Origin of the sequence: Pseudomaricurvus alkylphenolicus, from assembly GCF_011683955.1 — a bacterium.
Classification (GTDB): Bacteria; Pseudomonadota; Gammaproteobacteria; order Pseudomonadales; family Cellvibrionaceae; genus Pseudomaricurvus; species Pseudomaricurvus alkylphenolicus.
Window position 1 is genome coordinate 668717 of the sequence record NZ_JAAQPI010000001.1, and the last position, 13413, is coordinate 682129.

Sequence of the window (13413 nt, forward strand, 5' to 3'; positions counted from 1 at the left end):
ATGGTCATCCCTGCGATCAACGCCATAAATTCGTCATGACTCTGAATAAATTTAATGAGATAACCCGTCGACGTACGTGATCTGGAAAAGGTACTATTCCAGATATGAACGATCTCACCTGGTATTCTCTCCTTCCTACATTGCTTACCATTGTTCTCGCGATCAGTACCAAGCAAGTTTTCTCTCATTGGCCGGTGGAATTTGGCTCAGCTACAGCCTTCTCATGGGGGGAGATCCTCTTGCCGGTCTCGGTGCAGGCATTGACGGAACTATCGATATTTTTGCTGATCCGGGGAATACCCGAGTCATCTTGTTTACACTGGTTATTGGCAGTCTGATAGCGGTCGTTGAGCACAGTGGTGGCGTCAGGGGTCTGGTTCGATGGCTCGAAACTCATCGCTGGGTAAACAATGCTCGGCGGGCTCAACTCCTTGCATGGATGATGGGTGTCGTGGTTTTTATCGAGTCTAATATAACACTTATGGTAGCCGGAACCGTTTCCAGACCTCTCTTCGACCGATTCAGAATTTCACGGGAAAAGCTGGCTTACCTGATCGACTCCACATCCGCCCCAATCTGTATTTTGATACCTCTCAACGCCTGGGGTGCCTTTAATATCGGCTTACTGTCATCGACAGGTGTCGACAATGCATTGGAAGTATTCGTTCATTCGATTCCGCTGAATTTGTACCCAATCACGGCTGTTTTGCTGGCTGGGGTATCGGTTTTTATACCTGCCGAGTTTGGTCCTATGGCCAAAGCTCAGGCTCGTACCGAAGCCGGAAACCTGTTGTGGCCAGGAGCTACACCGATGATGGATCAGGCACTGCTGGCCCAGGAGACCGACAAAAGGGCAACCCCCAGGGCAAGTGCCATGGCCTTGCCGATCATTGCCATGATCGTTGCCATGCCGGTGAGCCTGATGATCACGGGTAACGGCAATTTGATCAGAGGTTCAGGCTCCACCAGTGTTCTCTGGTCAGTGTTGATTGGGCTAGGCACAGCTTGGATTTTGGCGTTGGTGCGAAGAACACACTCTGCCGATGAACTCACACGTATCTCTCTGCAGGGTGCGGGGGGGCTGGTGCCGGTGGCCGCCATATTAATGTTTGCAATGGCACTGGGTGACGTTACAAAGAGCCTGGATGCCGGTTTGTATATCGCCGGATTCATTCACGATACCCTGCCTTTGTACCTGTTACTTCCTGGCATTTTTTTGGCTTCCGCGTTGATTGCATTCTCTACCGGAACCAGCTGGGGAACCTTTGCAATAATGATCCCAATGGCCGTACCTATTGCCATTGCCCTTGAAATGCCCCCCGCTCCGTTTCTGGCTGCAGTTCTGTCCGGTGCGGTCTTTGGTGACCACACCTCGCCGATAAGTGATACCACCATCGTCGCCTCAATGGCATCAGCAACGGATCATATCGATCACGTTCGTACACAGTTACCCTATGCTTTGTTGGGAGGTGCAGTATCGCTGCTGGGATTTGCCATTATGGGTGTTTGGCTGTAATGCGATATGTCACAGATTCCGTTTTTGTCAGGCCGTTTTCTGATCCCAGCAACCATGAGCCAGCCAATGTTCGAGCATCCAGAGTCTGTCACAACCCCAGATCATCTCCCCGTCGACCACAAAAGTGGGCGAACCAAAAACCCCCAATTCGAGGGAAGCGTTTACCTCAACCAGCAGAGCCTGACGCAACTCGTCACCATCCAGGGCGTGAAGCAAAGCCTTTCCGTCAAGACCCATGTCTTGGGCAAGCTCGGCCAGGAGTTCAGGCTCGGATATATCTCGTCCGTCCCGCCATTGAGCCTGGTAGACTGTGCGGCCATACTCCGCAGCCTTCTCCGGGGCTTTGCCCTTGACCCAGCAAAAGGCTCGTGCCGGTGGTACCGGTTTGGGTAAACCATTTTTTGGAGTTATCAGTGGCACCCCATAGATTGACGCCAGGCGGGGAATGTCCTTGAGCACATATTCTCCCTTTAGCGGCGTTTCCAGCAGGGGTTTGAGGCCCATCACCTTCATGACGGATACGCCCAGTAACATGGGGTGCCAATCCACGCCCTGTCCGTATTTTTTCGCCAGATCATCAATTTGAATGGCACCAATGTAACCATAGGGAGATAAGAAGTCGAAGTAAAAATCTATCATATCGAGTTGCTCTTTATACCTACTATAATGTGGCTGCGGACAATCTATCTTTAACGCCATACTATAAGAGCCGACAATTCGATCCCCCCCCCTATCGTGGGGGGAAAACGGAATTATGGTCGAGTAACCTGTCATCTTATACTTACGGGAGAGAAGACGTGGGAAATTTCTTAAACAGTCACGCTTTCAGGGTCTATGTCATACCGGGTTGTGTATTTCAATCCGTTATGGTGGGTGGGGGATATGGCACGGGTCGAGAAGTCGTGGAATATTTCACCCGGTTTGGTCTCTATGGCGGACTGTTGGGCCTGGTGGTGACCTTTTTGGTGATGGCGACAGTTCTGGCAACCTTGTTTGAGTTAGCCCGCCTGTACCGCAGCTATGACTATCGCAGCTTGATGAAAACCCTGCTGGGTCCAGCCTGGCTGCTGTTCGAGTTGATCACCATTACCATGTTGCCTCTTGTACTTGCGGTATTGGCTGCCGCCTCTGGCAAGATCCTCCAAGAGAACCTCGGCATCAGCTACTGGACCGGGCTGGGGATAATGATGAGTGTTATCGCGCTGCTTACCTTCTATGGACGGGATGTGGTTTCCAAGGTGCTTACCTACTGGTCGTTTTTCCTTTATGCCGTGTTTGTTACTTTCTTTGCTGTTGTTATTAGTCAGGGTGGTGAAAACATTAGCGCTTCTTTTGCACGTCCGGAAATCCTCGACGGGTGGGATGTCAGTGGTTTCAAGTATGCAATGTACAACCTTACCATCGCACCGCTGATTCTCTACACTGCACATCACTTTTCAAACCGTAAAGAAGCCGTGGGCTCGGGGATCATTGCAGCCCTACTGGCACTGATTCCTGGTGCACTATTTCACATTGCGTTCTATGCGGTCTACCCGGAAGTCGTTGATCAGGAACTCCCCGTTTACTGGATGATTGACAAATATGGCATGAGCGTTTTGCTGATCTTCTATACGGCAATGTTGTTCGGCACCTTTATTGAAACAGGTGCGGGAATATTGCAGGGAATTAACGAAAGGATAGACAATTATTTGGTGGAAAAAAGAGGAAGAGCCGCCAGTCGAAATCTGCATGCATTGATCGCTGTGGGTGCAATCACAGTCAGTGCACTTCTTTCTACCTGGGGCATCACCAATATCATCGGTCAGGGCTATGGAATGATTGCCTGGATCTACTTTGCAATATTTGTCATACCTCTGTTAACCCTGGGCGTTTGGAAAATCGTTAAAGCTAACGGGGCTAAAGGTAAGTCTTTTACCGGTACTGTCTCATCATAGCAGTTGCCACGAACTTAGACTTTGACTTACGCGCAGGTTCAATCATGAAACCACAGAATATAAACCGCTGGTCGCTGCTGAAAGACACTGCGATCTTCCAGTTTAAGCTGAGTGTTGATGCTCTCAGGGCCTGCGTTTTAAGCCCGGTGTCCATTCTTTGCGCTTTGATTGACTTCATCAATCCGCAACCGCCTGAGAAGACCCTGTATTACAAGCTCATGATACTTGGCCACCAAAGCGACAGCTGGATAAACGTTTTCGGAATTCGTTGTAAAAACAGCAATCTGTCTGAAGACCACATTGACGTACTCTTTGCCATCTTGGAGGATGCTATCAAAGAACAGCAAAGCAATGGCGGATTAACGGCTTCCGCCCAGAGATCCATAGATCGCCTTATTTGCAAAATCATGGATATCAAGAGTAACGCAGCAAAGTCACCAACCAATAACTGAATACTATAAGAGGCCATCTTCGGCCTCATATCTCCCTGCAGATTTCTTTTCGCTCCCACCTCACTATGGCACCGCAATACGGCATATTTGGTCTAAGACATTGGGCCTGAAAGTGCCTGACTGGAAATTTTTTGACTACTCTATATAACGACTAGCTGATTTACCCCGAGGTGGGAACAGTCGTGAAATTCCATTTGGCAATACTCATTCCCCTGCTTATTCTTTCCAGGTCTGTTTACTGCGATATTGGAGACAAGAATCGGGCTGACACTATCGGTTGGGGTGTCTACAGTGATCAACCGCCTGTTTTTATCATAGAAGGTATCGACAAAGGGAACGGAATCGCCGACAACATTTATGTCGAACTGCAACGACATCTCCCCGAGTTTCAACATCATCAGGTTCAGGCAAAGCTGTTGAGAATCATTGCCATGATTTCGGCTAAAGAGAAAATCTGTGCGGTCATGTTTAAGACCCCGGAACGAGAGTCAATGATGCGCTTCAGCAGTGTCGCGGTGGGATGGCTGTCCTCGCCCCGACTTGCCGTTGCCAGTGACAGGTTGGACGAATTTCATGCCCAAACGGGCTGGCAGAATGGCGAAATTTCCCTCCGGGAAATGATTGAAGAACACCCAAACTTAAGACTTGGATTGAATACAGGTTCATCGTACGGAAATACGCTGGATGACAAACTCAAGGGCATTGGTCGCCATAACCGTATTTACCGGCATTCAGGATTTAATAGCACCCGCGCCCTGTTGCATATGCTGTTGGCGGGCAGAGTCGATTACATATTGGAGCACAGCTGGGTTATAAAGTTTGTTTTAAAGGGTGATCTCAATAAAGTAACGCTGATCCCGCTGACTGGTGCACCTGACTATGTTGAAGTGTTTGTCGGGTGCCCCAGGAATTCCTGGGGCCAGTCCGTTATTCGCCGTATCGACCCCTTGATTGCCGAAGTCAGGAACAGATCCGCCGCCAGGATTGAAAACTGGCTACCGGAATATGAAATTTCCAACTACAGGAAAAGTTTTCAGGCGAAGTTTGGCGGGGAACATTATTGAAAGTAGTACGCCAGCTGAAGACCATAGGTCCTGCCAGCGGTATAGTATCCCCAGTGACGACCGCCGAGGTTTGTCGTGTTTGATTCATATGACGTGTAACGGTTATCGGTGATATTGTCAGCGAAAGCGACCAGCTTCCACGCATCGCTCTTGAGCCCCACTCTCAGATCCACGGATTCCGGTGAGTCCATTTTTTCAAAGTTGTCGTTATCAGTGAATCCATCCTTTGCGTTTTTGTAGGAGAGATAGGTAAAAAGATCCATTTCATCCGTAACCGGCATGTTGTAAGAAACAACACCAGAGAAAGTGTATTTAAAGGTTTTTGGAACCTGATTACCACCGAAGTCGGTTCCTCCGGTGGTGAACTCTTCAAACTCCGCGTCGAGATACCCAGCCGCCATTTGAATCCTTAATCCAGCGGTTGGTCTCGCACTGACCTCTACTTCCAGACCCTTATTGTAGATTTCCCCGGCATTAACACCAATGTCATTCACCACCATTACCGGATCAATAACAGTAACCAGTGCGTCCTTACGTTTTTGCGCAAATGCCGCGACATTGATTTTAAGCCTCTCATCAAACCACAGTGTTTTGGCACCGACTTCAAACGCGACGGTTTCTTCTTCGTCGAAGGGGAGATTGTCTACGGAGCCGGATATGCTGTTAAAACCACCGGCTTTAAATCCGGTCACCAGTTTCGCATAGGTCAAGATGTCGTTGTTGATCTGATAATTGATGCCGATTCCCGGTGAAAAATTCTCGAAAGTGGCGCTAGATTTGGCTCCCGCTTCCGGGTTGACACCCAGGACAACATCAAAAATTTCGGCGCATGCGATAGGGCACTCCCGATCACCGCCAAAGTACTGTCCAAACTCGATGGTTTTTTCATCCTGGGTGTAACGAAGGTTACCCCAAACTTCGAGAGTGTCCGAAATGGTGTAGTTAGTCTCCACAAAAGTCGAAAATGACTCCAGGGTCTGTTCATTGATCATATTAGTCGGAAAGGAATCACCCAGTTCTCCTCCCCATCCCGTTGCGAAGGGCGTCAGGCCGATTGCATCAATCGGAATACCGGCCGGCAATCCAAACACCGAGGCAATCTGCGGGGTTACCACACCTGTGGCGTAGAGTTCCTCAAAATCGAGCCCGAATAGACCACCGATGACATTCTCATAGTTAAGGACAGTCTCTTCATCCATAAATGTCGCCCCCACGGTATAGCGGAAGCCATCGTTGTCATTGGATGCGAAGCGAATTTCCAAAAAGGTGGAATCTTGACTGGCGTCATATTTTGTCTTTCTCAAATCCAGTTCATCGTAGTCCCGGTCAGTCAAAGAGCCGAAGTTCGTTGTCCGATAGCTGCCCAGCGCTGTTAGCGTACCCTGATCCAGGTCATAGTTAATTTCCTGAATCGCCTGGAATTGTTCCAGGTTTCTTTTCTGTTTGAAGCTTCTCTTCAGGGAGTCGGTATCATCGGGACTGGTACCTGGTACGGGAAAGAAACCATTGGAATCAACAGCCGTCATAGCGACATTCGGTCCGAGAACTACGGAGGGCACGCTGCCGTCAGTTGAAAAATGATCCAAGGTCGTAAGGAACTCCAGGCTGTCGTCGGGGGTATAGAGTGACCTCAGTCGAATAGACTTGTTCTTGTGCGCATCAAGATACTGGTCGTTTTTTTCGTCGTAGTTGAAGCCTCGATCCTGATCAATATACAGCCCCGCCAGGCGCAGCGCCCAGACGTCCTCAATAACCTCAAGGTTAGTGGCAAATCGATACTCCTGACGATCCTTGGATCCCAATTGGACATCAACATAGCCTTCACTGTTGAAGTCTGGTTTCTCAGAGGTGACATTCAATGCTCCGCCTACGGCATTTCGACCATAGAGTCCGGCTTGGGGTCCCCTGAGTACTTCCACCTGCTCTACGTCATAGAAATTGGCCGAAGAAAACAACAGTCCACCGATATAGACACCGTCACGATAGACGCCTACGCTAGGATCCTCATCAACTTGGTTACGAGCACTGCCACGGATGGATATTTCGCTGCTGGTCTCAGTGTCCGTGGAGAAAGTCGCGTTGGGGACAAGTTCCATATATTCATTGAGTTCGTCAAAGTTGCCATCATTGACGATTTCTTTCGATAAGGCAGTGATGGCAATGGGAATATCCTGGGTATTCTCTGATCGCTTGCGTGCAGTAACTACTATTTCTTCAAGGCTGAACTGCTCAGATTCACCGTCTACGGCATAGGTGTTTCCGCCAGTCATCGATAAGGCGATGGCACAAGACAGTAACGTCTTTGAATAGGGGTAGGACCGGGCGTTACGCAATGTGGATGCGATGGATGCTCTCATGGTTTTTTCTCCGCTAAAACCGTGGAATATTATAGATGATTTGGCGATACAAACCGCCTGGGCCCTGTAAAAGCACTCTCTCAGGGCAATTACCACGTTAGCAAGGGAACTAACAGCATTCCCCCCTAGCGCTAGGGGGGTAGAATAGAAATTTTGAGACTGCAGGCGAGCCCGAGAAACCGCTCAGGAAACGTCAGCATAACCGGGGTGATGATCCGCGTTAGAACCAAAGAGAATATCAGACCCTAGGTAATAGCGCTTGCCAGCCATGCAAGAACACATTCCCCTGTTTAGGGGGTAAGATACCTGCAACAGGCAGATTAACGGCCTGCGCCGGTATTGAAATTGATCTCACGGAATTTGATGGCATCGTCGCGGACGGAGCCATCGTCATAGAATGCGGTAATCTGTCTGCCCAACTGATCAGCAAGCCTCGGGCTACGAATATCGCCGTGTCCAAAGTGTTTGAGGGCAACCAGGTGCCCATTGGGCAGGAATTCCAGCAATTCAGCAGCTATGGGTTGCAGAGGAGTCGACATATCGAGATTGCCATTGATGAGCAAAGTCTCGGTACTATCGACAACGGCCCGGTCAAACCCCTCCGGAGCTGGCTGCAGTGGCCAGCTGGTGATCCCACTGGAATAGATCAGACCCAGTGGCGAACCCAGGCGGTGGCGGGTGGTTCTGCGGTTTCTTTGAAACTCCTCAATATTGACATCAACAAAGTCAACGCCGCCTTTGGAATAGAGATCACCCCAAACGGTGTGATTCACCATTTGATCATAGACTCCAGCAAGCTTGTACAGCCCCTCGGTATCCCCATCCCGGGCATCCAGCACGACATCAAAAAACTGGACGGATCTGTCCGTACTCATCAGCATGATAAACGCAGCGACAAGTACCCTGTCCATGTCGATCATCTTCCCATTCCAGCGTAAATCATTCCTGTTGAGCACCGCCAGTACGTCGTCCGTGAGATTGTCCGTACGGGAACTGCAAAAACGATCCTGTGCGCACAGCTTGCCGTATTCGACCATAATGTCGTGGTTGATTTTCGGAGACCACTGGAAGCGCCCAGGAGGATTTACCGCCACTTGGACTGAGCGCGCTACACTGGTTGGATAGAGACGGCTATAATACTGCGCCACTCGCGTCCCGTAACTGGAAGAGAACAGATTGAATCGTTGATGTCCGAGTGCCCGCCTCAAGACTTCGTAATCTTCAATCACGTCGACCATTCGATAACGGGTCAGGTCGATCCCCTGCCCGTTCAGGCGCGCTGCACATGCCCGGGTTGCTTCTGCGACACCGGCTCTGGCTTGTGGTGACAGTGGATTGGGTAGCAATGCAGCGCGCTTGATTTCCGGGCAGCTCAACGATTGCTGATTATCGACACCACGATACCCAAGCATCAGTACATCGTAACGACTCAGCAAGTCCATGGATTGTATCGGGTGGTGAAGGTTGGTACCTCCAGGCCCTCCACTCAGACGGATAATGGGATCACGACCATCCGGACTGGCGGCTGGCAGTCGCACAACCGGCAAGGCGATTAGACGGCCATTGGGCTTTTCCCGGTTTTCAGCCACCACCAGGGTTCCGCACTCGGCAGGCCGAGTCTTCGCACCATAGACCTGCTGTTGCGCACAGGGAGTGAAACCGCTGAACTGCCCGGGCCGGGCCTGATCGGGCAGCTGCGGTGCCTGTGCGGCAGAGACTTGACCGATCAGCACCAGGGCCAGAGCACTCAGTTTTGTCACAACGGAAAGGGCGAAGGTCCGCATTACTCTTGACCTTGCAGATGCTCTGATATGACTGCCATGGAGGGTATCAGGAACTGGCTGAATGCCTCGCCCTGATCGGCGGTCACGACCGAGGAAATGGTGATATCTTGCTCTGGGAAGTGAAACACAAAACTTGCATACCCTGCGGTACTGCCTGTATGACCATAGGCGTAACGTCCTCCGGGAAGTGTATAGCGTCCAAGCCCCAAGCCGTACGAACGCCCTTCGGTTCCTGTATCAACTCCGGCAAGCATGGCATTCAGGGTATCTTCATTATCGAAGAATGTACCTTTAAGCAAAGCCTGGATAAAGATCGACAGGTCTTTAGCGTTAGTCACCAACGCATGGCCACCGGCAGCACCCGCCATTGATGGGTCCAATTCGGCAACGTCGGTAATCACATCGTTAAATGCCTCGTAGCCACTCACATAGCTGCCTGGCATGCTGATATCGCCGGGTTCTGGCACCAGGGTATCCTGCAATTCCAGCCGGGCCAGAATTCGTTGTCGAATATTGTCACGCCAGGACAGGCCGGTCGCGCTCTCGATGATCAGTCCCAGTAGATTGTATTCCGTGTTGTTATAGCGGTAGGCTTCCCCCGGTTCAAAGTTTGTTCCTTGTTCAACCGCCATTTCAAAGAGGTCGCTTTCTGTCCAGATTCTCTTCTGAAACCCCTCGAAGGCGTATTCATTCCCCAATTTTTTGTCCAGAACCTCGGTCCACTCACCAATACCACTGGTATGGTTCATTAGCATTTTCAAGGTGATTCGATCACTGTGCTGGAAGTACTCCGTCACCTCCGGCTGCAACAGGTCGGTGAGTTTATCGTCGAGGTCTAACTTGCCTTCCTCCACCAACTGCAGTACCACCGTGGTGATAAACGGTTTGATGATGCTGCCGGCACGAAATTTGGCCTTGGGATCGATCGGGCTTTGGGTCTCAAGATTGGACACACCGGAGGTGCCATTCCAGGTACCTTTGGGTGTTTCAATGCGGAAAATGGCGCCCGGATACTTTGATGCCTTGTCCTCTGCTGCCGTGTCCAAAATATGCTGTAGACGCGAACTGACCTCAATCGGTAAAGGCGCTGATTCAGCTGAGCGCTTGATCGCCTGACCGGGAAAGGCATCCTCCAGCAACCTGTGGTGTCTGATCACTGGCTCGCCACCAACCAACAGGTGAGCAACACCAATCGAGGGTACAGCCGAATCGGCATAGGTTGCACGGTCACTAATCGTCAGCGGGTCGAACACGGTAATATCCGCCGCCATGCCTACCTGCAGACGACCTCGAGTCTTCATTTGCGGTACGCTGCTTTCCAGCCGCTGCGCCGGCATCAGCGTCATCTTCCGCAAGGCCTCCATCAAGGTGAGCGACTGTTGATCCCGAACGTAGTGCCCCAAAATTTTCGAAAAACTGCCAGCCCCCCGGGGGTGTACCGGGCCACTGGCGTCGCTGCCAATCATCACCATGGGGTGCGCCACAGCGGCATCAACATGGCCCTGGTCCATGATGTGAGCCACCAGATCTCGCTGCTCGGCATGCTTTTTGTGGTACTCGAACGATTCCGCGGTCAGGCGTTCTCCGGTGGTTACCAATTCCAGAATGCCGAAATCAACACCCAGGGTCTCCATACTTTCCTTTGAGACTCGCGGGTCATCCAGCGACGATTGAGCCCCTGTGTAGGGATAGATTTCCGTGCTGATATCCAGGCCTTTTTGCTGGCCCTGATACAAAACATCAAGCAGCTCAGGGGTTTCCCAGACACCACTGCTGGCAATATGCACAACGTGAATCGAGGCACCGGTGGCTTTCGCCGCAGCAATGACCTCCCGCCCCGACTCGGTTGGTGTCACCTGACCAAATGAACGAATATGAACGAAATTGGCCACGTCTTCCTCTACCGACATCTTGTAGAAATCCAACATCTCCGATTCATCGGCACCCGGCGTGGTGGCCAGGTGATAACCAAGACCCAGCCCCCCTTCTTGCAATCCCTCACGCAAGAGCCCCTGCATCCGGTTGCGTTCAGCTGGTGAGGATGGCCGTGTCATCCAATCAGTCTGTCCCTGCAGCAGGCTGATATCGGCCTCAGTGTTTCCCGTCAGTAACTCACGATTGAGATCAGTCAGGGCAACCGCCCTGACAATTGAGTGGCTGACAGATGCACCGAAATTGATGGGAGCCTTGCCTTCCCGCATTTGATACCAGGCCCCTACCGGAAACGCACCGTTTTCCAGTTCCAGAGCCGTGGTAACGCCGTCCTGGGCGGAAAGCTGGTAGCCCAGCAGGTCCTGCGCGTGATGGTGCAGATCAATAAATCCTGGGGCCACAACCAGTCCGCTGGCTTCAATTACCTGCTCGCCTTGCATCGGCTCGGAACTGATGGCAACAATCTTGCCATTCTTGATTCCCACATTTTTGACGGCGTCATGGCCAGTCTCAGGATCCATCACCCGGCCATCGAGAATGACCACATCAAAGTTATCCCTGACCGCCACCTGAGCGCAAGAAGCGCACAATAACGCGGCCAGCGTTCCCGCGAGAACTGCTTTTAACATCGGTCCATCACTCCCTTTTCAAGCTTCAACGGTTTTGCGATAGCTGGAGTTTCTGAGCAACTTGCGAATGACCAGACCTGTTACCAGTGCAATCGCAGACAGCACGACAATCACCACAGCCAGCAGGGCCTTGGCGATACCCCCCCAACTGGTATCAACATCAAACAACGGAGGCTGATCCACAAACAGCGAGTCATCCACCTTGCCGCTCTCGAAGTAAGTGTTAAGCAACCGGGCGCGGGCCTCGTCCTGACTGTACCAAAAGGTCTCGGTGTGTCCCTGGCCTTTGATCACCACCTGGTGGCCGTTGCTCAAATGTGGCAACAACTCATCGCGGGCATACTCAAACGGTGTGCTGCCGTCGAGTGTACCCCCAATCATCAAGGTTTCGATGTCGGAGGCCTGTACCTCTCCAACGCTCTGGTCCGTGCTTACCGTCCAACCCGGCATGATACCTGCGTGAAATAAAGACAGTGGTGACCCAATAACCGTGTCGCCGGTATCGGTGGCCAGCTCAGCAAGATAATCACGATCCGGGTCATTGAAGTCCGGTACGCTGCCGCCCATACTGAAGAAGTGCCCCCAATCAAATGCCTCCGGCAATATCAGTGGTGCCAGCAGCGACACCAGGGCCATGCCACTGGCATCGCCTTCGGCGGCATCCAGCCACATGTCTATGGCCGCAGGCGCATGCAGTGGCATTGCGGACGTCCCCAATGATTCATGCCAGCCAATATTGGTAATAAATTTGACCAGGTCCGGATCAATATCGATCCCCATCCAACTGCGGGGCATATTACGCTCAACCTGCTGCATAGTGGCGTACAGATCGGGGGTACGGCTGCTGCAATAGGCATCTTGTTGACAAAACCGGGAATATTTCTGCAGAATTCTTTCGAGTGACTGGGGGTCAAAGATAAAATGCCCTGGCGGGTTCACTGCCACCATAACATTGCGGTGAATGCTATCTGGATGACGCCATTGGTAGAGCATTTGCACGCGAGTGCCATAGCTGTTACCAAACAGATTAATCCGCTCATAACCCAGGGCCTTGCGCGCTGCTTCATTGTCCTCAATGGTTTGATTGATCGAGTAACCATCGAGATCTATGCCTTCAACAGCCAGTCGATTGACACAAGCCTTTGCCCCCTCGGCATACCGGTTGAGGGAATCTCGGCCGAGATAATCCTTGTCGACGTTTCTTAGCGCATCGCTGATTTCCGGGCATTGAATATGCACCTGCCCGTCAAGCGCCCGATACCCCACCATCACCAGATCGTGGCGTTCAAGCAGACCGTCGGTGGGATACCCCATTTTGTTGGGAGAACCCGGCCCCCCCTGAAACCAGAACAATGGCTCCAACGGCTGTTTGCCCGTGGCGTTGACGCGCGTGACGGGCAGGGCAATCAGTCGGGAGCCGGGATCATTACGATTTTCCGGCACCACCAAAGTGCCGCAATCACCCGCGTATTGGCGGTTGTCACCCTCGAGATGAACGTTACAGGGAGCCAGCGTGAGATCGCCGGCCCTGGCACCTGCTGGTACGACACTGCCATAGTCTTTCTCTTGCGCCACGCCCGTGGCTGATATCGTCATTAGCAGGCTTCCAAGCCCGGCCATGAGAGTCCTGGTAAAAGTATTCTGCATCGTTGACTTCCTGCGTTTATCCGGCTGTTGACTAGGTGTTACCCACTAACATAACACCTCGTTAATGGGGCGCCCCCTCCCTTTGGGGGGTAATTACT

At 51.7% G+C, this 13413-nt stretch carries 9 protein-coding genes; 4 read left to right on the plus strand and 5 right to left on the minus strand.

Annotated elements, in window-relative coordinates:
* The first annotated feature begins 223 nt into the window (after positions 1-223).
* Entirely contained in the window at positions 224-1516 is a 1293-nt protein-coding gene (locus tag HBA55_RS02640) for a Na+/H+ antiporter NhaC family protein (protein WP_240945859.1), read from the plus strand.
* Between the two features lie 27 nt (positions 1517-1543).
* Here the strand turns inward: HBA55_RS02640 and HBA55_RS02645 are convergent, their stop codons facing one another.
* Positions 1544-2155 (minus strand): 2-hydroxychromene-2-carboxylate isomerase, encoded by a 612-nt coding sequence (locus HBA55_RS02645; protein WP_166986649.1) that lies wholly within the window; start codon positions 2153-2155, stop codon positions 1544-1546.
* Between the two features lie 158 nt (positions 2156-2313).
* Between HBA55_RS02645 and HBA55_RS02650 the strand changes: the two genes are divergently transcribed.
* From HBA55_RS02650 to HBA55_RS02660, 3 genes are all read left to right on the plus strand, one after another.
* Positions 2314-3450, plus strand: a complete 1137-nt coding sequence (locus tag HBA55_RS02650; RefSeq protein WP_166986652.1) for a YkvI family membrane protein — start codon at positions 2314-2316, stop codon at positions 3448-3450.
* A gap of 44 nt (positions 3451-3494) precedes the next feature.
* On the plus strand, positions 3495-3902 hold the full coding sequence (locus HBA55_RS02655) for a hypothetical protein (protein WP_166986655.1): 408 nt from the start codon (positions 3495-3497) through the stop codon (positions 3900-3902).
* Positions 3903-4084: 182 nt separating this feature from the next.
* Positions 4085-4966, plus strand: a complete 882-nt coding sequence (locus HBA55_RS02660) for a TIGR02285 family protein (protein WP_166986658.1) — start codon at positions 4085-4087, stop codon at positions 4964-4966.
* Here HBA55_RS02660 and HBA55_RS02665 read toward each other — a convergent pair.
* The 4 genes from HBA55_RS02665 to HBA55_RS02680 form a co-directional block, all read right to left on the minus strand.
* Entirely contained in the window at positions 4960-7323 is a 2364-nt protein-coding gene (locus HBA55_RS02665; RefSeq protein ID WP_166986661.1) for a TonB-dependent receptor, read from the minus strand. The genes HBA55_RS02660 and HBA55_RS02665 overlap by 7 nt on opposite strands.
* A gap of 320 nt (positions 7324-7643) precedes the next feature.
* Positions 7644-9107 (minus strand): alpha/beta fold hydrolase, encoded by a 1464-nt coding sequence (locus HBA55_RS02670; protein WP_166986664.1) that lies wholly within the window; start codon positions 9105-9107, stop codon positions 7644-7646.
* Positions 9107-11668 (minus strand): amidohydrolase family protein, encoded by a 2562-nt coding sequence (locus HBA55_RS02675; protein ID WP_166986667.1) that lies wholly within the window; start codon positions 11666-11668, stop codon positions 9107-9109. The genes HBA55_RS02670 and HBA55_RS02675 overlap by 1 nt, the downstream gene beginning before the upstream one ends.
* Before the next feature lie 18 nt (positions 11669-11686).
* Positions 11687-13264, minus strand: coding sequence for an alpha/beta hydrolase (locus tag HBA55_RS02680; RefSeq protein WP_166986671.1), 1578 nt, complete (start codon positions 13262-13264; stop codon positions 11687-11689).
* Positions 13265-13413 lie beyond the last annotated feature (149 nt).

Coding starts and splice junctions, on each gene's coding strand:
- HBA55_RS02640 (WP_240945859.1), top strand. CDS start 224: ATGGGGGGAGATCCTCTTGCCGGTCTCGGTGCAGGCATTGACGGAACT.
- HBA55_RS02645 (WP_166986649.1), bottom strand. CDS start 2,155: ATGATAGATTTTTACTTCGACTTCTTATCTCCCTATGGTTACATTGGT.
- HBA55_RS02655 (WP_166986655.1), top strand. CDS start 3,495: ATGAAACCACAGAATATAAACCGCTGGTCGCTGCTGAAAGACACTGCG.
- HBA55_RS02665 (WP_166986661.1), bottom strand. CDS start 7,323: ATGAGAGCATCCATCGCATCCACATTGCGTAACGCCCGGTCCTACCCC.
- HBA55_RS02670 (WP_166986664.1), bottom strand. CDS start 9,107: ATGCGGACCTTCGCCCTTTCCGTTGTGACAAAACTGAGTGCTCTGGCC.
- HBA55_RS02675 (WP_166986667.1), bottom strand. CDS start 11,668: ATGTTAAAAGCAGTTCTCGCGGGAACGCTGGCCGCGTTATTGTGCGCT.
- HBA55_RS02680 (WP_166986671.1), bottom strand. CDS start 13,264: ATGACGATATCAGCCACGGGCGTGGCGCAAGAGAAAGACTATGGCAGT.